This window comes from Rhizobium lentis (genome assembly GCF_017352135.1).
In the GTDB taxonomy this organism is placed as follows: domain Bacteria; phylum Pseudomonadota; class Alphaproteobacteria; order Rhizobiales; family Rhizobiaceae; genus Rhizobium; species Rhizobium lentis.
In genome coordinates this window covers 55342-77948 of sequence record NZ_CP071456.1, presented here as the reverse complement: position 1 = coordinate 77948, position 22607 = coordinate 55342, and the positions used below count along the sequence as shown (strand labels likewise).

The 22607-nt window shown below is 63.4% G+C and carries 14 protein-coding genes and 1 pseudogene; 6 read left to right on the top strand and 9 right to left on the bottom strand.

Annotation, left to right across the window (positions count from 1 at the left end; all coding sequences use genetic code 11):
- The first annotated feature begins 65 nt into the window (after window positions 1-65).
- The 4 genes from repA to J0663_RS26660 all read left to right on the top strand — a co-directional run bounded on the left by repA (window position 66) and on the right by J0663_RS26660 (window position 4980).
- Window positions 66-1262 carry a plasmid partitioning protein RepA gene (gene repA, locus J0663_RS26675; protein WP_207245798.1) on the top strand — a complete coding sequence of 399 codons (1197 nt, stop codon included), beginning with the start codon at window positions 66-68 and terminating at the stop codon, window positions 1260-1262.
- Window positions 1259-2254, top strand: coding sequence for a plasmid partitioning protein RepB (repB, locus tag J0663_RS26670; protein WP_207245797.1), 996 nt, complete (start codon window positions 1259-1261; stop codon window positions 2252-2254). Before repA ends, repB begins: the two co-directional genes overlap by 4 nt.
- Before the next feature lie 154 nt (window positions 2255-2408).
- Window positions 2409-3623 (top strand): plasmid replication protein RepC, encoded by a 1215-nt coding sequence (gene repC / locus J0663_RS26665; RefSeq protein WP_207245796.1) that lies wholly within the window; start codon window positions 2409-2411, stop codon window positions 3621-3623.
- A gap of 223 nt (window positions 3624-3846) precedes the next feature.
- Window positions 3847-4980, top strand: a complete 1134-nt coding sequence (locus tag J0663_RS26660) for an RHE_PE00001 family protein (protein ID WP_207245795.1) — start codon at window positions 3847-3849, stop codon at window positions 4978-4980.
- Window positions 4981-5099: 119 nt separating this feature from the next.
- Here the strand turns inward: J0663_RS26660 and J0663_RS26655 are convergent, their stop codons facing one another.
- The 3 genes from J0663_RS26655 to J0663_RS26645 are packed head-to-tail and all read right to left on the bottom strand — an operon-like array spanning window position 5100 to window position 7124.
- Window positions 5100-5810 (bottom strand): Bax inhibitor-1/YccA family protein, encoded by a 711-nt coding sequence (locus J0663_RS26655; RefSeq protein ID WP_207245794.1) that lies wholly within the window; start codon window positions 5808-5810, stop codon window positions 5100-5102.
- 20 nt (window positions 5811-5830) lie between these two features.
- Window positions 5831-6598, bottom strand: coding sequence for an anti-sigma factor family protein (locus tag J0663_RS26650; RefSeq protein ID WP_207245793.1), 768 nt, complete (start codon window positions 6596-6598; stop codon window positions 5831-5833).
- The gene (locus J0663_RS26645; RefSeq protein ID WP_207245792.1) at window positions 6585-7124 is read right to left on the bottom strand and encodes a sigma-70 family RNA polymerase sigma factor; all 540 of its coding nucleotides are present in this window, start codon (window positions 7122-7124) and stop codon (window positions 6585-6587) included. Before J0663_RS26645 ends, J0663_RS26650 begins: the two co-directional genes overlap by 14 nt.
- Window positions 7125-7302: 178 nt before the next feature.
- Here J0663_RS26645 and J0663_RS26640 point away from each other — a divergent pair, with 178 nt between their 5' ends.
- A complete protein-coding gene (locus J0663_RS26640) occupies window positions 7303-7611 on the top strand; it encodes a hypothetical protein (RefSeq protein WP_207245791.1) in 309 nt (102 codons plus the stop codon).
- Window positions 7612-7633: 22 nt separating this feature from the next.
- On the opposite strand, the gene cueR is transcribed toward J0663_RS26640, so the two are convergent.
- The 5 genes from cueR to J0663_RS26615 all read right to left on the bottom strand — a co-directional run bounded on the left by cueR (window position 7634) and on the right by J0663_RS26615 (window position 20997).
- Window positions 7634-8023, bottom strand: a complete 390-nt coding sequence (cueR, locus tag J0663_RS26635) for a Cu(I)-responsive transcriptional regulator (protein ID WP_207245790.1) — start codon at window positions 8021-8023, stop codon at window positions 7634-7636.
- A gap of 9 nt (window positions 8024-8032) precedes the next feature.
- The gene (locus J0663_RS26630) at window positions 8033-10564 is read right to left on the bottom strand and encodes a heavy metal translocating P-type ATPase (protein WP_207245789.1); all 2532 of its coding nucleotides are present in this window, start codon (window positions 10562-10564) and stop codon (window positions 8033-8035) included.
- 124 nt (window positions 10565-10688) lie between these two features.
- Window positions 10689-13298 carry a malto-oligosyltrehalose synthase gene (gene treY, locus J0663_RS26625; RefSeq protein WP_207245788.1) on the bottom strand — a complete coding sequence of 870 codons (2610 nt, stop codon included), beginning with the start codon at window positions 13296-13298 and terminating at the stop codon, window positions 10689-10691.
- 149 nt (window positions 13299-13447) lie between these two features.
- Window positions 13448-15529 (bottom strand): penicillin-binding protein 1C, encoded by a 2082-nt coding sequence (pbpC, locus tag J0663_RS26620; RefSeq protein WP_207245787.1) that lies wholly within the window; start codon window positions 15527-15529, stop codon window positions 13448-13450.
- A complete protein-coding gene (locus J0663_RS26615; RefSeq protein ID WP_207245786.1) occupies window positions 15529-20997 on the bottom strand; it encodes an alpha-2-macroglobulin family protein in 5469 nt (1822 codons plus the stop codon). Before J0663_RS26615 ends, pbpC begins: the two co-directional genes overlap by 1 nt.
- Before the next feature lie 198 nt (window positions 20998-21195).
- Here J0663_RS26615 and msrA point away from each other — a divergent pair, with 198 nt between their 5' ends.
- Complete coding sequence (gene msrA / locus J0663_RS26610; RefSeq protein WP_207245785.1) at window positions 21196-21900, top strand: peptide-methionine (S)-S-oxide reductase MsrA; 705 nt, start codon at window positions 21196-21198, stop codon at window positions 21898-21900.
- Between the two features lie 51 nt (window positions 21901-21951).
- Here the strand turns inward: msrA and J0663_RS26605 are convergent.
- Window positions 21952-22492, bottom strand: a pseudogene (locus tag J0663_RS26605) (L,D-transpeptidase family protein).
- Window positions 22493-22607 lie beyond the last annotated feature (115 nt).

Below are 22607 nucleotides of genomic sequence, written 5' to 3'. Positions count from 1 at the left end.
GTCACTTTCGATACGCTTTTTGACGCTATGTTGACAGAAAAGCGCATCGAAAAGGATTGGGTGTTTTGGACAACATTAGCGTATCGACGACAGATGTACGGATCGAGCGGCATGCGAACCAGCTTTCGCGGCAGCTGAAACTGCTTCGCGACAAACTGTTTCCGCCGCTCGCGCAGAAGACGCTGCGCACATTCTCCTCCGGCGAAGCCGCCCAGATGATCGGCGTGTCCGACGGGTATCTTCGTCAGCTGTCGCTGGATGGCAAGGGTCCTCAGCCGGAGCTTTCCCAGAATGGCCGGCGCTCCTATACGCTCGGTCAGATCAATGAGCTGCGTCATTACATGGCAAAGCTCAAGCCGAAGGATTCGCTTTCCTATCTTCCCTGGCGACGGCCCGGCGAGAAGCTGCAGACGGTCGCCGTTACCAATTTCAAGGGCGGCTCGGCCAAAACGACGACGACGCTTTATCTGGCCCAGTATCTGGCGCTGGAAGGGTACAGGGTGCTTGCCATTGATCTCGACCCGCAGGCCTCGCTTTCCTCCATGCTGGGTGTGCAGCCGGAATTCGATCTTGCCGACGGCGATACGCTTTACGGCGCCATTCGCTACGATGCCGCCCGCAAGCCGCTCAAGGAAATCGTCCGCAAGACCTATTTCGACGGGCTCGATCTGGTGCCGGGCAATCTCGAACTGATGGAATTCGAACATGAGACGCCGCGCGCGCTCAATGATCGCCAGAGAGCGGGCGAGCTGTTCTTCCGCCGCGTCGGCGTCGCCATTGCCGAGGTCGAGGCGGATTACGACGTCGTGGTGATCGACTGCCCGCCGCAACTCGGTTATCTCACGCTCGGCGCTGTCTGCGCCGCGACATCACTGCTCATCACCATTCACCCGCAGATGGTCGACGTTGCCTCGATGTCGCAGTTCCTGCTGATGACTTCCGATCTGCTTTCGGTCGTGCGCAGGGCGGGCGGTGATCTGCAGCACGATTTCATCAAATATATCGTCACCCGTCACGAACCCTTCGACGCGCCGCAGTCGCAGATCGTCGCGCTGTTGCGTAGCCTGTTCGGCGACGACGTGCTGACGGCGACCATTCTCAAATCGACGGCGATCGCCGATGCCGGCCTGACCAAACAGACGCTCTATGAAATCGAGAAGGGGCAGGTGCGCCGCTCGACCTATGACCGGGCGCTGGAATCGGTCACTGCCGCCAACAGCGAGGTGCTGGCCGGCATTCACAAGGCCTGGGGGCGGACATGAGCAGACGCGATCGTCTCAAAGGCCTTTTCGACGACACGGCGCAGGAGTTGGCCGCGGCCAACTACGATGAACCGTCATCGCGCGGTTCGGCCGGGCCGGTCCGGACCATGGCGCTGACGCTTGGCCGGATGGAGGAAGAGAGCAGGGCGATGCAGGAGGCCTTGCTTTCCGGGGAGCGGATCGTCGAGCTCGATCCCGATCTGATCGATTCCTCCTTCGTGCGTGACCGCCTTGCCGACCAGCCGCTCGATATGGAAGACGAGCTGGTGCAGTCGATTGCCGAGAACGGCCAAGAGGTGCCAGTTCTCGTTCGTCGCCATCCCAGCGATGAAAGCCGCTACCAGATCGCCTACGGCCACCGCCGCCTTCAAGCCGTCAAGCTGCTCGGGCGGAAGGTGCAGGCGATTGTTCGTCAACTCGATGATACCGACGTCGTCATCGCCCAAGGCATCGAGAATTCGGCCCGTCGCAACCTTTCCTACATTGAGCGCGCTGTCTTTGCCCTCAATCTCGAGCTCAAGGGGTTCGAGCGTCCCGTCATCATGAAGGCGCTGTCGACCGACAAGACGGAACTGTCGAAGCTGATCTCGGTCGCCAAAGCCATTCCGGCCGACATCATCAGGTCGGTGGGAGCCGCGCCCGGAATCGGGCGTCGCAAGTGGATGGCGCTCGCCCAGGATTGGAACGGGATGACGGCCGCGCGGCTTGCAAAGCTCATCGGTTCAGAAGGTTTTATGGCGGAAGAGAGCGACCGTCGTTTCGAGCTTCTGATTGCCGAGCTTGCCAGGAAAGAGGCCAAGCCCGAACCGACCGAATATGACTGGAAGCCGAAGAGCGGCGGCAAGATCGCCGGCCGAATCAAGAGCGCCGGCAATTCCTTCACGATCGCGTTGAAAACTGGCGATGCGCCGGATTTCGGCGCTTACATTTCACGCCGTCTCGATGAGCTTTACGAAGCCTATCGGGCCGGCAAGTTGCAAGCAGGAGAGTAGGCCGCAAAAGAAAAAAGCCTCCGAACGTTGCCGCCGCGGAAGCCTTTCTCATATCTGGACAATCTGAGAATCGCACTTCCTCGAATCACTGTCAAGCGTCTTTGGCATCCTTTCGGATGGTGAGATTTCTTTTGCCTTGAAAAAGGTGAGGGACATGGAGCCTCAATATGTATCGACGCCTTTTGGGCGGCGATCGATGACGCTTGGCATGCTGGCAAACCAGGAAAGCGCCAGCAAGGTCGATCCGGACGCATCGGTCGACAAGTGGAAGATCTTTCGCGCGCTCTGCGAAGCAAAGGATAGGATCGGCGTGTCTGATCGTGCTTTGGCTGTTCTCAACGCGCTGCTGACCTTTTATCCGAAGAATGAGATTGCCGAGGTCAACGGCTTCGTTGTCTTTCCCTCAAACGCACAGCTGTCGCTGCGCACCCACGGCATGGCCGGCACGACGCTCAGGCGGAACCTGGCGATGCTGGTGGAAGCCGGTCTGATCATCCGGCGGGACAGCCCGAATGGAAAGCGGTTCGCCCGTCGCAACGGCGAGGGCGGGCTTGGAGAGGCCTATGGTTTCAGCCTGGCGCCGCTGCTGACGCGCGCCGGTGAGATCGAAGCACAGGCGGCACAGGTGGTTGCCGACAGGCTTGAATGGAAGCGTTTGAGGGAGCGGCTGACGCTTTGCCGGCGCGACATTGCCAAGCTGATCGAGATCGCGCTGGTAGAGGAAATCGCCGGCGAATGGACCGAGATGCAGAAGCACTTCAATCTCGTCATCGCAAGCCTGCCGCGCCGCCCCTCGGCCGCCGAGATGGAAAACCTGCTGGAGGATCTCGAAGGCTTCCGCGCATTGGTCGTCAAGACGCTGGAAACGAAGACGAAAACAGGAAAAACAGACGCCAATGATAGCCAAAACGGTCGGCACATACATAATTCAAACCCACACCTCATCTCTGAACTTGAACCAAGCTTCGAAACGAAGCAGGGCGCAAAGCCGGCGGAGGAACCGCAGCCACGGCGGGAGCCGCCGAAATCTTTCCCCCTCGCCATGGTGCTGCAGGCCTGCCCCGAAATCGTCGCTTATGGACCGGGCGGCGGAATTAGCAGCTGGCGGGACCTGATGTCGGCCGCCGTGATCGTTCGATCCACTCTTGGCGTCAGCCCGAGCGCTTATCAGGAGGCCTGCGATGTCATGGGACCTGAAAATGCCGCCTCGGTGATCGCCTGCATCCTGGAAAGAGGCGGGCATATCAATTCGGCCGGCGGCTACCTTCGAGATCTGACGCGACGGGCGGAGCGCGGCGAGTTCTCGCTCGGACCGATGCTGATGGCGCTGCTGAGGGCAAATGGTCCGATGGCCCGCAATACCGGGTGAAGGCCGTCGAAAAGCTCCGCGCCAGCTGTGGGTGTTAGAAGGACATGCTGAGCTTCAAGGCGTTCCAGCTTTCATACCGGCCGAGACCGTGCGGGTACTGCAGGCGAGCGCTTCTGGGCGCTCCTCCTCCCGTTTTCGTTGAAAGAAGTCATTAACCATGTCATAGATGACGGAAGAGAACTTCTATTTCACTTCCATTTGTGAAAAACCGCAAAGCTTAACAATGCGCTACGATATTGACGGTCCGTTACTTCAAACCCTGCTTCCTCCGATTGCGGCAGCGGAGGATGCGTTGGCGCGGCTGGATGAGCGAGTGTTGCGGTCGGCCATCGGTGAGGGGTTTGCCGAGCGCAGCCATTTCTTCGATGCCGCAGGCGCGCTCTGGGTGGCCGGCGAACTCGTGCATGTCGAGGACCTTGTTCTGCACGATGCACATATGGACAGTCGCGCTCCGAGCCACGAACTGACGATTGCCCATTCCGTGCTGCGGGCGCGCCGGCGTATCTGGACCGGCGAACCCTCCTGGGCGCTCGGCGCTTCGGGGCTGGCCGCACTGACCGCCACACTGGGGGAAGGGGAGGGGAAAGCGCAGGAGGTGAACGGTCACGCGGTTGCGATCGAGAGCGATGAAGAGGCCGAAGATGATAACGGGCCGCTCGCTGCCGAGATGGCGGAGATCGATGCGCTGCTTGCCCGCTCGCAGAGGCTCATCGACATTCATACCGGCAAGGTGCCGGCAAGCGAGGCGGCGGCCGTTTCTCCGGCGCGACGCAGCGACGATCCCCTCGGCCTGCTGGGTGACGAGGAATGGGACGAGGAACAGCGGCTTGCGGAGTGGCGAGGCGTGCTGCCATTGGCCGACGGCCTGCCGCCGGTGCTTGGCGCCGTTATCCTTTTCGAAGCGTGGGACAGGATCGAGCCGTTGCGGCGGCAGCATTGGCTTGGCGGTCTCCTGGTCGCAAGTTATCTGCGTGCCCGCGGCAAGATCGCCTCGCATCTCTTTTCCTTTTACGGCGGGCTGAAGCTGGTGCGCCACGAGCGTCGCCGGGCGCGCGATCGTGCGACACGCCTGCAGGCCTTTCTGGAGGCGATGCATCTGGGTGCTACCGCCGGTCTCAAGGAAATCGATCGCTTGTCCCTGGCACGCACACAGATGGAACTGCGGTTCCGGGGCCGCCGGTCGAACAGCAGCCTGCCGGAGCTCGCCGATTTCATCCTGTCACGGCCGATGGTCTCGGCAGCGATGATCGCCCGCCATCTCAGCATCACGCCGCGCGGTGCGCTGAATCTCGTCAACGAGATGGGCATCCGTGAAATCACCGGCCGGGGCCGCTATCGTGCCTGGGGCATCATCTGAAAGGAAACGGCCGGGCGTTTGCCCGGCCGTCTTCTTTCAGTGAGCACCCGATCCGCCATCCTGTCACAGACTGCAGACCAGGCGCTCTTGCGCTTCCTTTGCCCCCAGAAGCGCAGTCTTTATTCCCGCTCGCCCGTGAAGTTGAGCAGCAGCTGGAAGATGTTGACGAAGTTCAGGTAGAGCGAGAGTGCGCCGAAGACGGCGAGCTTCTGGTTCGATTCCTGATCGTAGTTTTCCGAATACTGTTCCTTGATGTTCTGCGTGTCGTAGGCGGTGAGGCCGACGAAGACGACGATGCCGATCACCGAGATTGCAAACTGCAGCGCGGACGAACCCAGGAAGATGTTGACGATGCTGGCGATGATGATGCCGAACAGGCCCATCATCAGGAAAGAGCCCATGCGCGACAGGTCGCGCTTCGTCACATAACCGTAAAGGCTGGTGGCGCCGAACATCGTGGCGGTGATGAAGAAGGTCCGCGCGATGCTCATCCCGGTGAAGACCAGGAACACGGAGGCGAGCGACAGGCCCATTACGGCGCAGAAGGCCCAGAAGGTGATCTGCGCGGTGCTGGCCGACATCGTCTGGATGCGGAAGGAGAAGAAGAAGACGAAGGCGAGCGGGGCCAGCATTACCACCCACTTCAGCGGCGAGCTGAAGATGGGGACGTAAAGGGCCGGGGTCGAGCCGACGATGAAGGCGACGAGGCCTGTTATGACGAGGCCGAGAGCCATATAGTTGTAGACGCGCAGCATATGCTGGCGCAGACCCTCGTCGAAGACGGCCTGGGAGCCGGCCACGGCGCCGTAGCGGGAATTGATCGGGTTCATGCTGATCTCCTCGGTTTGAACTAATAGAGCGAGCGGGCGAGCCGTTCGGCTGCCTGGTCGAGATTGAGGGCGCTATCTTCGGCAATCAGCGCATAGGCGACCTCGCCGATCTGCCAATAGGCGGCTTCCGCCTTTTCGAGGGCGAGATGGCTGACTGGCTGGACCTCGAAGGCGCCCGGGCGGACAGCGAAAAGCGAGAGCCGCTTTCCGTCGGATGCGGTGATCGCCATCTCGACGCTGGGTCCGAATTCGGACGGGAAGATCTGCACGTCGGCGACCTTCCAACCCTTCGGCAGTTCGGGCATGACGATTGCGGTGGCGGCACGGATCTCGTCGGCGCTGTAGGTAGTCGGTGTCTGCGAAGGCATCGATTCCCGCAATTCGGCGGTCTGATAGGCGCGAACGGCGTCCTCGACATAGGCGGGCGCCGGCACGGAGGCTGCAACCTCGGTTGCCGAAAAGGCGCCAAAGGAATTGTGCGCCACCCAGCCGGCGGCGACCAGGATGCCGACGGCGGCGATGCGCTGCATGGACTGGAAGATGCGACCATGGGAAAGGCCGCGTTCCAGCCGGCGGGCGGCGTCGCGGGTTTCGGGATGGCCGGAGGCGCTTTCGCCGGCAAGCGCCAGCCGCAGCTCGCCCTTCATGCTGAGATCGGCCATTACCTTGGCGGCAATCACCGGATTCTCCGACAGGTAGGATTCCACCTGGATGCGGCGGGCGACATCGAGCTCGCCGTCGACATAGGCGTCGAGATCGGTATCGACGATCGGATCAACTGCCTTCATTGCCGTTCCCTCCGATTAATCTCAGATGTGAAACGCGCGGCGTCTTCTCCTCGAATTCGCGCAGCTGAGCGCGGGCGCGGGAAATGCGCGACATCAGCGTGCCGACGGGAATGCCGAGCGCATTGGCGGCTTCCTGGTAGGACAGATCTTCGATCGCCACGAGATGAAGCGCTTCGCGCTGCTCCTCCGGCAGACCGAAGAAGGCCTCGCGCACCTGCTGCAGGCGCACGGCATGTTCCTGGCCGGCCGGCAGGGACTGTTCGGCTTCGACGGCCGCTTCATCATGTCGGCGCGTCAGCGATCGGTTCTGGCGAAGCCGGTCGATATGGGCGTTGTGCAGGATGGAGAGCAGCCAGGTACGCAGGTTGCCGCCGCTGCGGAAGCTCTTCCGCTTTTCGAAGGCGCGCACCAGTGCATCGTGGACCAGATCCTCCGCCTCCTCCGAATTGCGCACCAGCGAGCGAGCGTAGCGCCTCAGCGCTGCAAGCTGTCCGATGACGTCGAAGGGCCGTTCTTTGCGTTCCATGATTGAGTATACGGAAGTCCGGCCGAATTTATTCCAGGCGAGCGAAAAAAATCCTCAAGGGCCACGGATCGCCGCCTGGGAAGCGACCGGTTTCCTTCGCCGGTGCCTTAAATCCGCGATTGTCTTTGACAATCATATGACGGATCATGACGTCACTGAATTGAGGGGACGATAAGGAATGAAGGAAAAGAAGCGAGTCTACCAGGCTCTCGTAGACGGCGCCATGGAAGGGCTGACGGATCAGGCGCTCTATGATTTCGTCAAGACGCGTTGCCCGAAAGCCACCAGCAAGAAAATCGTCCGGGCTTCGCTGCTCGCGTTGACCGACCCTCATCTGAGAGACCGCAACATTCTCGACGTGATCTATGCGCTGGTGATCAAGCATCGGCTAGATGAAGGCGTGCTGGACGACGGCGAAGATGAGGAGACCTACGAGCGGGCTCAACCCCCGCAGGTGGCCGACCGGAACATGCCCGAGCTAACCTGAACGGATCGCCCGCGTCTCGGAGTCAGCCGCCGTCCGAGAGTTCTTCGAGGATCGGGCAATCCGGCCTGTCGTTGCCGTGACAGGCATGCACGAGGTGTTCCAGGGTGCGGCGCAGTTCCGAGAGATCGCGGATCTTGCGGTCGATCTCGACAAGTTTGGTCTCGGCAATATCCTTGACGTCGGCGCTCGCCCTGTCCTTGTCGACGTAGAGCGCCAGCAATTGCCGGCATTCCTCGACGGAAAAGCCAAGGCTGCGCGAGCGCTGCAGGAAGCGCAGCTTGTGAAGGTCGCTTGCAGTATAGTCGCGATAGCCGTTTCCGCCCCTCTCGGGGCGGATGAGGCCGATATCCTCGTAATATCGGATCGTCTTCGAAGGCAGGCCCGATCGTTCCGAGGCTTCGCCGATATTCATCGCCATCTCCTATAATTTTGCAAAACGCAGTCTCAGCGCATTTGATATGACCGAGACCGACGAGAGGCTCATCGCCGCCGCCGCGATCATCGGCGAAAGCAGCAGGCCGAAGATCGGATAGAACACACCAGCTGCGACCGGAACGCCGAGCGCATTATAGCCGAAGGCGAAGCCGAGATTCTGGCGAATGTTGCGCATTGTCGCCTCCGCCAGCCGCCGCGCCCTGACGATCCCGGTAAGATCGCCTTTCACCAGGGTAATGCCGGCGCTTTCCACCGCGACATCGGCGCCGGTGCCCATAGCGATGCCGACATCGGCGGCGGCCAGCGCCGGCGCGTCATTGACGCCATCGCCGGCCATGGCGATGACGGCGCCTTTGGCGCGCAAATCTTCGATCAGCGCCTTCTTGCCTTCCGGCAGGACATCGGCGCGAACTTCATCGATGCCGAGGCTTTTCGCCACCGCTTCGGCCGTACGCCCGTTGTCGCCGGTTGCCATGATGATCGTCAGGCCGCTTTCGTGGAGCGCCTTGATGGCGGCTGCCGTCGTCGGCTTGATCCGGTCGGCGACGGCGACGAGGCCGGCAAGCGCGCCGTCTAACGTTACGAACATCACCGTCTTGCCGTCGCCGCGCAGGGCTTCGGTTTTTTCGGCAAGCGGCGCCGGATCGATGCCGAGATCGGCAAGCATAGCCGCATTGCCGAGCGCCACCGCCACTCCGCCGGCAAGACCTTGAACGCCCTTGCCGGTCTTCGCCTCGAAGCCGGTGACCTCCACGAAGGCGACGCCGCGCTCCTCGGCACCGGAAACGATCGCTTCGGCCAGCGGATGCTCGGAGCCGCGCTCCAGGCTGGCGGCCAGCGACAGAAGTCGCTGCTCCTCGCGCGGGCCGAGGGCGACGACATCGGTCAGTTTCGGCTTACCCTCAGTCAGCGTACCGGTCTTGTCGACGATCAGCGTGTCGACCTTGGAGAAGCGCTCCAGTGCCTCGGCGTCCTTGATCAGCACACCTTCCCCAGCACCCCGGCCGGTGGCGATCATGATCGACATCGGCGTCGCAAGACCGAGCGCACAGGGGCAGGCGATAATCAGAACGGCGACGGCGGCCAGCAGAGCATTGGCCATGCGCGGCTCGGGCCCGAGCATGGCCCAGACGAGGAAGGCAAGGATCGCGACGGCGACGACAGCCGGCACGAAGACCGCCGACACCCGGTCGACGGCGCCCTGGATCGGCGCCCGCGAGCGCTGCGCCTTGGCGACCATGTCGACGATGCGCGACAGAACCGTATCGGCACCTACCTTCTCGGCCACCATGACGAGGCTGCCGTTCTTGTTGATCGTGCCGCCGGTCAGCGCATCGCCCTTCGATTTCTCCACGGGCAAAGGTTCTCCCGATATCATCGATTCATCGACGGTCGATTGGCCTTCGACGACGGAGCCGTCCACCGGCACCCGCTCGCCGGGGCGCACGCGCAGCCGCTCGCCGGTCTGGATCTCGTCGACCGGCACATCGGCCTCGTTGCCGTCGGCCTCGATGCGTCGCGCCGTCTTCGGTGCGAGGTCGAGCAGGGCGCGGATGGCCGAGCCGGTGCGCTCGCGCGCCTTCAATTCCAGCACCTGGCCGACGAAGACGAGCGCGACGATGACGGCGGCCGCCTCGAAATAGACGGGCACGGCCGCGCCGTGGCCACGGAAGCTCATCGGGAAGAGATCGGGCGCCAGCGTGGCGACGACACTGTAGACATAGGCGGTGCCGACGCCGAGGCCGATCAGCGTCCACATGTTCGGACTGCGGTTGACGACAGAAGCCCATGCGCGGCGGAAGAAGGGCAGGGCGGCCCAGAGCACCACCGGGCTCGCCAGCAGCAGTTCGCCGAAGGTCGCCTGCGGCTCGCCGATCATGTCCCGCAGCGGCACGCCGAGCATCGGCCCCATACCGAGCGCCAGCAGCGGCACGGCAAGCACGGCGCTCACCCAGAGCCGCCTGATGAAATCGACGAGCTCCGGGTTCGGGCCTTCGTCGGCGGGCGGAATGCCCATCGGCTCCAGCGCCATGCCGCATTTCGGGCAGTCGCCGGGCCGGTCGCTGAGAACTTCGGGATGCATCGGGCAGGTGTAGAGTGTGCCCTTCGGCGCCGGCTTTGCCGGCGGGCGGCTGCCGTCGCGGTAGGCGGAGGGATCGGCTTCGAATTTTGCCTTGCAGCCAGCCGAACAGAAATAGAATTTCTCACCCTCGGCTTTCAGGAAATGCTTGGCCGTCGAGCGGTCGACGCTCATGCCGCAGACCGGATCCTTCGCGCTCAGATAGTCCTGCGGCGCAGCCGCAAATTTCGTCCGGCAGCCCTCCGAACAGAAATGATAGATGCGGCCCGATTGATCGAATGAAGCCTTGCCGGCCTGCGGGTCGACGGTCATGCCGCAGACGGGGTCACGAATCACCGCGTCCGTCACCTCCTCCTGATGATCATGCCCGCAATTGCAGTGGTCGTGGCCCACGGCGTGGTTATGGTGGTGGTGATCGTGTTCGTGCTTGGCGTCCATCACTATCTCCTTTGCCCGATGGGGGCAGTTGGAGAGGCTTATCAACCTTCCAGCAACTGGAAGGTCAAGCACTAATTTGAGGAGGTAAAATCGACGCGGGAGACGGCGAAAGGGAGGCGGCTCCTCAGATAGGACTGATCAATCCGACCGGCTGGCTGCCGAGCAGAGCGGCGACGGAAATGCTGCCGCCCGGTTCGATCGTCTTGCCGGTCACCAGATCCGCCTTCAGCCCGTGAAGGGGGGAGGGGACTGTTATCGCCGTATCCTCCCAGAATTCCGGGCCGGCAAAGAGCACACCCGGATCGAGCCAGCCGAACATCAGCCGGGGTGCGACGACAATGGCGAAATCGCCGTCTTGTACGCGGGCAAAGGCGAGGACATGATCGCGCCGGCCGCCCGTCGCCCTCAGCGGCAGATAATCGCCCTTGGCAAAGAGCGCCGGGTGCCGCTGGCGCAGGTGCAGGCCGATCGCGATGATGCGCTGCTTCAACGCCGCCGCCTGAAGCTTGGCGATCGGTCCGGCCTCATCAAGCCAGGCTGCCAGCCGGGCATGATCGACCGGCCGGCGATTGTCCGGATCGACGAGGCTGAAATCGAACCCTTCGGTGCCCTGATAGATATCGGGAATGCCGGGGGCGGTCAGCTTGAGGAGCGTCTGCGACAGGCTATTGACGTAACCCGCCGCGATGAAGGGCTGCAGCACCATCTCGAAATCCTCGAGAAAGGCGTCATTGTCAGGCGAGACCAATGCGGCTGCGTATGCCGTGACCGCTTCCTCGTAAGCGGCATCCTGTTCCATCCAATTGCTGCGCAGTTTCGCCTCGCGGACAGCCTTCAGCGCATAGGAGGTGAAGCGCTCGGCAAGCTCATTCGTTTGCCCTTTGTCGAAATCTTCCGGCCAGACGCCGGCAAGCGCTTGATACAGCATCCATTCGACATTCGGCTCCGGTGCTGCGCCATCCGGCAGATCCTTGAGCCACGACCGGTTCATCTCACGCCAGCGCGCCACCGCCTGCACGAAAACGTCGGCGCCCTCGCTCAAGGCATAAAGCCTGGCGCGCGCATCCTCGCCGCGCTTGGTGTCGTGGGTGGCGGTTGCTGAAAGCCCCCGCGGCTGCAGCCGCGCCCGCTCCGCCATCAGGCGATGGAACCCTTCCGGACCACCGGGCGCTTTGGCCGGTTCGCCGCCGACTTCGTTTGCCGCGAGCAACCTGTTGTAGCGGTAAAACAGCGTGTCTTCGGTCGCCTTCGCCATCACTGGGCCGCTCAGCTGCTGGAAGCGGATGCGAAACTGATGGGCGGCATCTCCCTCGACCTTGCCTTCGAGCAGGCTGAGCAGGGGGGTGAGCGCGTGCCTTTCCTCGAGCTGGGAGGCAGCCTGCGAGATCGTGGCAGCGAGCACCGCCGAATCCTGCCAGCTGAGGGCGCCGCCGTCGCCATAGGTGCGATAGACTGGGAAGGCGATCAGCAATTCGCGCAGGGCAGCGGCGATCTCGTCTCGATTGACCTCGGGAAAGATCCCTGCCGCGATCGATAGCAGCCTGCCGGTTTCGCCGGCAAAATTGCGATCCACCATCAGTCGTTTCGCATTCCGCCTCGCCTCCTCGATATCAGCGACCTCGCCGGCAATGCTGCGATAGGCATCGTCCAATATGCGCAGGCCATTGCCGTCGATGAAGATTTCGCTGAGTGCGGCGGTGAATTCATAACCGGTCGTGCCGGCGACCGGCCAGCTCTCCGGCAGGTGCTCGCCGGGGGCGAGGATCTTTTCCACGACGATATAGGTGTCCGGCCCGGCGGCTGCCCTCAGCCGGTCGAGATAGGCCTTGGGCTCGGCCAGCCCGTCGACATGGTCGATGCGTAGGCCCTGCACCTTGCCGTGGCGCACCAGGTCGAGCGTCAGGCGGTGCATTTCCTCGAAAACATCGGGGTCTTCGACGCGCGTGCCGATCAGCCCTGTCACCTCGAAAAAACGGCGATAGCTCAGATGTCGTGCCGCTTGCTTCCAATGGGTGAGGCGCCAGTGCTGCTCCGCATGCAGGTCTCTCAGGAAATCGCGGTCGGCCGAGAGGTCCTCGAGCTTCTGCAGGAGGATGGCCCGGTCGCCGCCCTCGAAGAGGATGTCGCGCATCGCCCGGGTGAAATCCTCGCCCGCGGCGACAGCCGCAGCTTCCGCCATTCTGGTCGCCACCGGATCGTCGAGCCGGTTTGCCACCGCGCCGTAGCTGCTGGGATTGAGCGGCAGCAGCGCGTCGAAATAACCGAATGCGAAATTGCCGTGGCTTTCGTCGAGCACGAGACGCACCTCGCCGGCAGCAAGCGCGCCCTCGAAATCCCGGCCGAGCTGCGGCAGGGTCAGCGGCTCGCTCCAGTCGACGTCGAAATGGCGCGCATAAGCGCTTTGCCGGCCGAATATCAACACGTCGCGCCACCAGCCGTTTTCCGGCGAGGCGGCCATGTGGTTCGGCACGATGTCGAGGATCAGCGCCATGCCCGCTGCGGCGAGGCTGTCCGTCAGCCGGTCGAACCCTGCCCGACCGCCGATTGCGGGGTCGATTTCATTGGCGTCGGTGACGTCATAGCCATGGGTCGAGCCGCTAACGGCGGAAAAGATCGGTGAGGCGTAAAGGTGGCTGATGCCGAGCGTCTTGAGATAGGGGACGAGGCCGCAGGCACGATCGAAGGTCATGCCGTTGCGGAATTGGATCCGGTAGGTCGCTGTCGGAAGTGTCATGAGGCCGTCGGACGTTGAAGGGAGACCCATTTCAACGGTTGTGGCCGGGCTTTGGTTCCATGGCGCAGCGTCTCTAAGGGACGCCGTAACCCTTCGAACCGGTCCATCGTGCTTTCCGAAATGGCTGCCGATTTTCGAGCCGCCGCGCCTCAGTCGATGAAAACGCCTACGCTTGCGGCGCGGCCGGCCGAGTCGATGACGGTCAGTTTCGAGTAGCCGCCTCCGTCTGGCAGCCATTGCTGGGTGCGCCGGCGTGAAAGATCGGGAAGCGGCTTGCCGTTGGCAAGCCAGCGGAAGGGGGCGCGGCCGCCTTGCAGCTTCAGCAGCAGCGGCGACAGCTCGCCGGCTTTGGCGCCGAGATCGATATGGGCGCCCTCCGGCGGATAGACGATCTGCGGCGCCGGCTCGCGCCCGGAGGCGACGAGCAGGCCGCTGGCATTGAGCGCGAAACGCCGTTGGCTGATCGGCAGCTCGGACTGGGCGATGCGCACGGCGCCGGCCGGCGGACGGGGCAGCGGCGTCGTCGCGATGCCGGATTTGGCGAAAGCCTCGAAGAGGATGGGTGCTGCGGTGCCATAGCCGGTCAAACCCGGCACGGCGCTGTTGTCGGGCCGTCCGACCCAGACGCCGAGCACATAGCGCCCGTCATAACCGACCGACCAGGCGTCGCGGTAGCCGTAGCTCGTGCCGGTCTTGTAGGCGATGCCGCGCTGCGGCGCGCCGGCCGGAGGGATGACGCCGGAGAGAATATCGGCAACGTTCCAGACCGCGACCGGCTCCAGCAGCGGCTCGCCGTCGAGTTTGGCTGGTGCGCCGGTGACGCCATCGCCGAGCCTTACCGGCTGGCCGCGATTGGCGAGCGCCGTATAGAGCTGCACCAGATCCTTCAGCGTGATGCCGACGCCGCCGAGACCGATCGCCAGCCCCGGCGTCTCGTTCGGCGGCAGCACCGGGCGCACCTCGGCACGGCGGAAGCGCACCATCAGCCGCGACGGTCCGACGGCGTCGAGCAGCTTGACGGCCGGCACGTTCAAGGAGAGCTGCAGGGCCTCGCGCACGGTCACGTCGCCCTGATAGCTCATGTCGAAATTGCGCGGCCGGTAGCCGAAGAAATCGGCTGGCCGGTCCTCGATGATTGTCTCCTGCGACACCAGCCCCTGCTCGAAGGCCAGCCCGTAAATGAACGGCTTCAGCGTCGAGCCGGGCGAGCGCTTGACGCGCGTCATGTCGATCCAGCCGGAGCGGCTGGCGTCGAAATAATCGGCCGAGCCGACCTCGCCGACGATCGCGCCGGTTTGTGCATCGGCCATCACCATGGCAAGCGAGAGCTTAGGCCCGAGCTTCATCGCCGCTGCCCGCGCGACGGATTCCAGCCCCTGCTGCACCTGTTTCTTCAAGGTCGTCTGGTGCTTGAGGACATCAGGCTCCTTGCGCAGTGCGGCTTCGGCGACATGAGCGGCCAGTGCCGGCAATTGCATGCGCCGCGGCGGGACGGCGACACCCTCGGCCCGCTCCGCTTCGCCGTCGCCGACAGCCTCAGCCACCGCCACGCGGTCGAGCACACGCTGGCGCGCCGCCTCGGCAGCCTTGAGATTGCGGTCCGGCCGGCGCCGTTCCGGCAATTGCGGCAAGGCGACGAGCAGGGCCGCCTCGGCCACCGTCAGGCGGCGCGGCTCCTTCCCGAAATAGGCAAGGCTTGCTGCACGCACGCCTTCGAGATTGCCGCCATAGGGCGCATGGGTGAGGTAGAGATCGAGAATCTGTTCTTTTGACAGCCGCCGCTCGATCTGCACGGCGCGCACCAATTGCAGGAGCTTTGCCGAGAGCGAGCGTCCTTCGCGCGGCTCGATCAGCCGCGCCACCTGCATCGACAGCGTCGAGGCGCCGGAGACGATGCGGCCATTGCTGACCAATTGCATGGCGGCGCGCCCGAGCGCCCAGACGTCGACGCCGCCGTGATCGTAAAAACGCTGGTCCTCATAGGCGATCAGCATGCGCAGGAATTGCGGATCGACGTCGGTGACCACAGTCTTCAGCCGCCAGCGGCCTTGCGGGGTCGCAAAGGCGCGCAGCAATTGCCTATCGGCATCCAGCACCTCGGCGGAGACGGCATTCGCCTTGTCGAGTGGCGGCGGATAGGCCTTGTCGGCGGCGTCGAGCGCGAATAGGGCCGCGCCGGCAAGAACGATGCCGGCGGCGGATCCGATCGCAAACTTGTGCCACCGCTTCATTATTGCGCTGCCACGACCTCCATCTTGCCGGTCGCCGTGCGGGCCGAAAGCTCGGGACGGTACATATCCTCGACGCTGGCGGCCGGATGGTCGTAGGTGCCGGGGGTGACGGCGCGCACGACATAGGCGACGTTGAATTCGCGATTGTCGCCTGCCGCGCGGTTGAAGGCGGCAACGAAGCGGTCATAGCGGAATTCGGTGTGGGCAGCCGAGATTTCGCCGATCCAGTCGAAATTCGTCATCTGGGCGCTGTCGACGAGATTCGGATTGTCGATCTCGAAGCCCGCCGGCAGAAGGTCGGTGATGACGATGCGCGACGGCCAATCATTGGTCTCGCGCACGTGGATGACGACGACGTAGCGCTCGTTCTGCTTCGCCTCGCTTACATTGGCCTGCTCGCCGTCGAGCGTGTAATAGCTGCGCTCGATGAGGAAGCCATCGCCGCCGGCCGGCAGCGGCACGGTGGGAGCGGCAACGGTGGTGACGACGGCCGACACCGTGTCGTTTGTCTGATTGGTCAGCGTCAGCGGATGGTCGGCGAGCGCATCACCGGTCATGCGGGCCATATAGGCGCCGGTATGCGCAGCACCGTTGACGTCGACCTTCAGGCTGTCATCTCCGCCCTGGATGGCGCGCGCGGCAAGCAGCATCCAGGCTTCTTCCTGGGTGCTCTTGTATTTGCTGCGCCCCCATTCCTTGGCGACGGCCTTGGCGAGGTCGGGGACGACAGGCGGCACCGGCCGGCTTTCGGCGGCAAGTGCGAGGATCGCCGCGCCGTCGCGCAGGATCGTGCCGTAGTCGGTGCGCGACAGGTTCACCCGCGAGACCATCGACTGCTGCGACATCTGCAGCGCGTCGACGAAGATGTTCTTCGAGCGCTGCGCATCGCCGTAGAGCGCCAGTGCGGCGGCGATATGCGCCTTGGCAAGCGGCGTCGGGAAGTCGTTGATCATCGTATCGGCATAATAGCGCAGATCGCTGATCGCCGCCTTCTTGTTGCGGGCAAGGACGTAGACGGCATAGGCGATCTGGTCGCCCTGACCCTTGATGTCGGTGGTGTAGGACAGCGTGTTCTGCAGGTTTTCGAGCGCCTGCACGAAGGCCTTTTCCGGCACGTCATATTTCATTTCGCGGGCGCGCGTCAGGAAATCGGTGACGTAGGAATCCAGCCAGACGTCGCCCGAATCCGGGCCCCAGAGACCGAAGCTGCCGGCCGAGGCCTGGTAGGAGAGCACGCGGTAGATCGCATCCTGCACGCGGCTGCGCACGTCATCGTCGTTTTCGATGCCCGCCTGCTTTGCCACCTCGGCCAGGTAGAGCAGCGGCAGCGCCCGGCTGGTGGTCTGCTCGGCGCAGCCGAACGGGTAGCGGTCGAGCGTCATCAGCAGGGCCGGAATGTCGAAGGCGGCCGAACGCGTGACGTTGACGCTGATCGAGGCGCCGGGCAGCACGCTGTCGGCAAGCAGGTTCTTGTCGACGGTGAGCTTCGCGCCCGGCTTCAGCGCCAGCACCCTGCGTTGGGTGATCGGCAGGGATGCCGGGCGCACCGGCACGTCGATCGTCTGGTCGAGCGACAGGCCGGAGGCGTCGGAGAGGTTGATCGACACGCTGCCGGCGCCCGGCTGTTTGCCGACGAGCGAAAGCGTCAGCTCGGATTTTGCGCCGGCCTCCAGGCGAATGGTCTGCGCGGCGGAAGCCTGCTCGATGCCGATGGCGTCGTTGCCGGTCAGCTGCAGCTTGTAATCGCCGGCCGGGGCATCGGTATTGGCGATGTCGAGGCGCAGATCGGCCTTGTCGCCGGGGGTGAGGAATTTCGGCAGGCTGGCGGTCACGACCACGGGATCGCGGATAATGACATCCTTGACGCCATGGCCGACACCCGTCTTCGTCCAGGCGACCGCCATGACGCGCGCCGTGCCATTGAACTGCGGAATATCGAAGGAGATATGGGCCTTGCCTTCGGCATCGAGTTTTACCGGGCCCGAGAAGAAGGCGACGAGCTTCTGCGTCGGCGGGCTGGCCTGCAGCGCCACCGCACCGCCGTCGCCGCCGGTCCTAAGCTTGCCGGTCGCACCCAGCGAGCCGTCGATCAGGCGGCCGTAGAGGTCGCGGATTTCAAGGCCGAGCTGACGCTGGCCGAAATACCAGTCCTCCGGATTCGGCGGTTCGTAGCGCGTCAGGTTGAGGATGCCGACGTCGACGGCGGCAACGGTGACATAGGCATCCTCGTTGGCGCCGGCGCCGGCCACCTGCAGGCCGATATCGAGCGGTCCGCGCGGCAGCATCTTTTCCGGCGTGTCGAGCTTGACCTGCAGCGCCCGCTGTTCGGGATCGACCTTCAGCCATTTGATGCCGATCGAGCGCATCGGCATGTGGCTGTCCTGGGCATCGCCGGGACGGAAGAGCGTTGCGGTGACATAAGCGCCGGCGCCCCAGTCCGCGGTGACGGGAATGTCGACCTCGCCGCCGGTCTCGCCGATCGCCGCATTCTGCACGGCAATCAGCTTTTCGCTTCCGGCCGTGACCATCAGCTCGCCGCCGTAACGCGAGGTGACTTTCAGCTTGGCCGTCTCGCCGACCTTGTAGCTGTCCTTGTCGAGGGCGATCTCCAGCCCGTCGGGCGTTTCGGTCGAGGTCGAGGTCACGAACCAGCCGGCGTCGAATTCGACGCTGGAGGTCGGGCCGTCGGCATCCGGGCTTTCAACTTCGAGGCGATAGCGGCCCCAGGTCACCGGCACGGAGACCTTGCCGCCGCCCATCGTCGCGTCGACACTGCCGTTGGAAATCTGCTCGGCGGTGTAGACAGGCTCGTATTTCCAGGCCGTTCCCTCGCGATACCACTGGTATTCGCGGTTGAGGCTGTAGAACTTCCAGCGCAGGCCCTTCATCTCCTGCTTCTTTCCGTCTGCATCGACGCCGATCACCGTGAAGTTGGCGATCGAGTTCTCGGGCAGATCGCCGGAGAATTCCGGCTTGATGCCGACCGACGCCCGCTCGCTCTTCACCGGGATGACAAGCGAGCGCTCAATGGCGCGCCCGCCCGCTTCCTGCATTCTGATATAGACGGTGGCGTTGAGCAGCTGGGTGGTGGCCGGCAGGTCGACGACGGTGAGGTCGGTCGAGGCTTCGCCATTCTCGTCGAGTTCCGGCAGGTCGTCGATCGGCAGGCGCGAATCCTCGCTCGCCTCTTCGTCGGCCAGCCCGAACAGGAAGCCCTTATAGGCTTCATTCTCGCGCGTCGGCTTGACGACGACGTCGCCTTCGAGCGTCAGGCCCGCGGCCGGGGCACCGTAGAGATACTTGCCGGAGATGGTGATGTTTGCCGGCGTGTCCGGACCGATTTCCTTCGCCTCGGTCTTGATTTCCATGTCGGTGCGATCGGGCACGAAATCGTCGATGAGGAAGCTCTTGCTGGCAATCGCGCTGCCCTTGGGATCGGTATAGATGTTCATCGTCCAGGTGCCGCGCATCGCGTTTGCCTGCGTGGCGAAATCGACGGAATAACCGCCGAGATTGCTGGTCTGGCTGACGATCCGGCGGTCTTCGACCCCATCCGGGCGGCTGAAGATAAAGGTGAGCGGCAGGTTCTCGATGGCGTTGCCGTCGGTGTCGCGGGCGAGCGCCTGGGTATGCACGGTTTCGCCGGCGCGGTAGATGCCGCGCTCGGTGAAGGTCAGCACGTCGATCGCGCCGGGTGCGACGCGGCCGGTGACACCCCGGTCGGAAAGGTCGAAGCCGGCGCGCGTCATGTCGAGGAAGACATAGTCCGACGTACCGTTCCTGGCGGCGATGACGGCGGGCGTCAGCGCCGCCGTGCCGCGGATCAGGCCGGCGGTGAAGGTGGCGCGGCCGTTTTCGTCGGTCGTCGCGGTGCCGAGCACCTCATTGTTCTTTGCGAGCAGCTGCAATTCGACGCCCGCGATCGGTTTTGCCGAGGCGAGCGAGCGGGCAAAGACGTTGAGCCCGTCGGTGCCGGCATAGGTGGTGATGCCGATATCGGATACCAGGAACCATTGCGTCGCCTGCGAATCCCACTCCTGCGCCGGCGCGTTCGGCGCCGTTGCGGTCAGCACATAGATGCCGGGCTTGCGTTCGGGCAGCGCCTCGTCGACGGGGAAGCTGGTGACGATGTCCTTGTTGAGCTCGTTGGCGATGTCGATCGAGCCCTGCCAGACGAGCTCGCCGCTCTGGTCCTGAATATTCTGGGCGCTGTAGCCGTCGAGCTGGCTCAGGAACTGGGAGTTCGTCAAAAGCGGCGCGATGGCGCGATCGCCGATGCGGTAGAGTTTGAGGTTGGCCGTGGCCAGGTTGACCGAGACGATCGGGATGCCGCGGCGCGCCGTCGAGGGCAGCACGAAGCTGTCGCCGGTGAAACGCACGATCTGGCTGCGATCCTTGATATAGACGTCGATGCTGACGGGGGCGTCGAGCGACTCGTCGACGGAGGACGGCAGGCCTGGCCGGAAGGTGATCTTATAGGTCTCGCCATGCGTGAGGCCCTCGACGCAGATCTGCTTGTCCTTGGTTTCCACCGCCTTCGGCGCGGCGCCGTTCAGCGTCACGAAGGGCGTATAGTCTGTGGTCTTGACGAGCGCCTCGGAGAAGGTTGCGCAGGCCCGCGGCGTGACGCTGTCGGCGTCGACCGTGTGCTCGGTGATGCGGAAGCCCTGTGTCGATTTGAGCTGCAGATAGGCGGTCTGCACTTCGTCGGAGGCAATCAGCGCCAGGCTTGCCTTGTAGGCGCCGAGCGCCGGGCGGTAATTGGCGTTTCGTTCGAGAGCGGTGGCGAGCACGGCGAGCGCCTCGGCGCGCTTGGCCTTGGTGCGCGTCAGCTCGTAGCCGTTCAGCGCGTCGACCACGGCCTGGCCGGTGACGCTGCTCTCCGTGCTGCCGAAAGAAATTGCAGCGCGGGCGGTTTCGAGCCAGAGATCGGCGTCGTCGGGCGTAATCGACAGCGCACCGTGGAAGGCGATCAGCGCGTCGGTCAGATTGTTTTCGGTCATGTCGAGGCGGGCGTTGGCCGTCAGGCTGTCGATGCCCTGGCCCTGCTGGCCATCGGCAAGGGCAAGATTGTCCTTATAGTCATGGGCCTGCTGGATGAGGTCGTTGCTCAGGAAGGTCAGGCGCGGTGCCGCGCCGATATCCGGCTCCTTCTGGGCTGCTGTCTCGACGATCTTGCCGGCAACGGCGCCGGGGAAGGCGTTCATCGTCTTGAAATCGGATTTCAGGAAGCACCATTTCACCTTCGGATTATAGGTGAAGGCCTTGCAGCTCTTGTCGCCGATGCAGGAGGTCTTGCACTGGTCGAGCGAGACGTTCTGCTCGGTGCGAAGATCGAAGCCGAAGAAATCGGCGTCCTTGATCGTCTGGATGTCGCGCTTGGTCTCCGCGGCGGCGGCCGGAAGACCGATCGCGATCGCGGAAAAAAATGCGATGGTGGCAAAAGCAAAGAACGAGCGCACGGACATAGGTTCCCCCCGGAATGCTGGCTCTGACCGGGCGCACTCTCCTCACTCCTCACGAGATTGTCAACTCAACTTGAGCGATGTTTCATCTTCAAACACACGCTTTCCTTTAGACGTCACATCGGCGTGAGTGACCGCCTTGTGATTTGCCGCTTTTGCCAGGATGAGCAAGGATTTGAGCGATTGCCAGGAGGTAGCGCCATGTCCATGTCTTTTACCCGCGGGAGCCGTGCGCCGTTCCTTGCCGCAGTTGCTGTCCTAGTCGGCGTCAGCATGGCATGCGCAGCCGAGGAAGCGGTCGTCATACCGCCGCCGGCCATGGACGAAGCCGCCAGATCCGGCACTGAGACGGCCATTTTTGCCGGTGGCTGTTTCTGGGGCGTCCAGGGCGTCTTCCAGCACGTGAAGGGGGTCGAGAGCGCCGTCTCCGGCTATGCCGGCGGCGAGGCAAGAACGGCGCAATACGAAACCGTCAGCACCGGTTCGACAGGCCACGCCGAAGCCGTCGAGGTCAGGTTCGATCCGAGAAAGGTGAGCTACGGCAGGTTGCTGCAGATCTTCTTCTCCGTGGCGCACAACCCGACGCAGCTGAATTTCCAGGGACCGGATCGCGGCACCCAATATCGCTCGGCGCTGTTCGTCACCGCTTCCGAGCAGCGAGAGGTGGCTGAGCGCTATATCGACCAGCTCGACAAGGCGCATGTCTTTCCGCAGCCGATCGTCACCGAGGTGTCGGATTCCGCCGGATTCTATCCCGCCGAGGCCTATCACCAGGATTTCCTGACGCGCAATCCGACCTATCCCTATATCGTCTACAACGACCTGCCGAAGATCGAGAACCTCAAGTTGCTGTTTCCCGCCGACTACCGCAGTCAGCCGGTGCTCGTCGGGAAGACCAAGGGCTGATTCAAGCCTGTCGGTCTCTGGGTTGATCCGGTACGAAATGATCGCACCCGCTCAAGGCATGATGTCGATTGGCGTATGGTTGGGAACGCGGGCCCAGATATCGCGCATCTCGGCGTTGGTGACCGCAATACAGCCATCCGTCCAATCCCACAGTCGATGCATCTCTCCGAGCAGGCCCCAGCCATTGGGCAGCCCATGGATCATGATGCTGCCACCGGGCGCAAAGCCACTGACTTCAGCCTCACGCCGCTCCTTCGGGTTCGGGTAGGAAATGTGCAGGCTCAGATGTGCCACGGATTTCGGATTGCGCCAGTCGATTTCATAGCGCCCTTCCGGTGTTTTCTCGTCGCCTTCGCGTTGCTTGGGACCCGCATCGGCGGCCCATCCAAGCGAAATCTGATATGTCGAAATGGGAGCGTTGCCCCTGAAAAGGACCATGCGGCGTTCGGATTTATAAACGCGAATGAGGTCGGCCTGTTGCTCCGGCGGCGCGTCCGGGGGCGGCGAGCCCGCGCCGATCCTGGCCCATCACCTTGGTATAGGCGAAAAGGCTGACGGCGACGAGGCTGAGGATAATAATGGTTTTCAACATAACCCTCAATCGTCGAGCCGATGGAATAATCATATCGTATTATCGCGCGCCCTTGTCCAGGAGGTGCAGGTGAGACCAAACTTGATCGGGCGGTCTTGGCTTGCCGGCATCCTCG

Coding starts and splice junctions, on each gene's coding strand:
- J0663_RS26640 (WP_207245791.1), top strand. CDS start 7,303: ATGAAGGAAAAGAAGCGAGTCTACCAGGCTCTCGTAGACGGCGCCATG.
- repB (WP_207245797.1), top strand. CDS start 1,259: ATGAGCAGACGCGATCGTCTCAAAGGCCTTTTCGACGACACGGCGCAG.
- msrA (WP_207245785.1), top strand. CDS start 21,196: ATGTCCATGTCTTTTACCCGCGGGAGCCGTGCGCCGTTCCTTGCCGCA.
- J0663_RS26630 (WP_207245789.1), bottom strand. CDS start 10,564: ATGGACGCCAAGCACGAACACGATCACCACCACCATAACCACGCCGTG.
- J0663_RS26660 (WP_207245795.1), top strand. CDS start 3,847: ATGCGCTACGATATTGACGGTCCGTTACTTCAAACCCTGCTTCCTCCG.
- J0663_RS26650 (WP_207245793.1), bottom strand. CDS start 6,598: ATGAAGGCAGTTGATCCGATCGTCGATACCGATCTCGACGCCTATGTC.
- repC (WP_207245796.1), top strand. CDS start 2,409: ATGGAGCCTCAATATGTATCGACGCCTTTTGGGCGGCGATCGATGACG.
- J0663_RS26655 (WP_207245794.1), bottom strand. CDS start 5,810: ATGAACCCGATCAATTCCCGCTACGGCGCCGTGGCCGGCTCCCAGGCC.
- treY (WP_207245788.1), bottom strand. CDS start 13,298: ATGACACTTCCGACAGCGACCTACCGGATCCAATTCCGCAACGGCATG.
- J0663_RS26615 (WP_207245786.1), bottom strand. CDS start 20,997: ATGTCCGTGCGCTCGTTCTTTGCTTTTGCCACCATCGCATTTTTTTCC.
- pbpC (WP_207245787.1), bottom strand. CDS start 15,529: ATGAAGCGGTGGCACAAGTTTGCGATCGGATCCGCCGCCGGCATCGTT.
- cueR (WP_207245790.1), bottom strand. CDS start 8,023: ATGAATATCGGCGAAGCCTCGGAACGATCGGGCCTGCCTTCGAAGACG.
- J0663_RS26645 (WP_207245792.1), bottom strand. CDS start 7,124: ATGGAACGCAAAGAACGGCCCTTCGACGTCATCGGACAGCTTGCAGCG.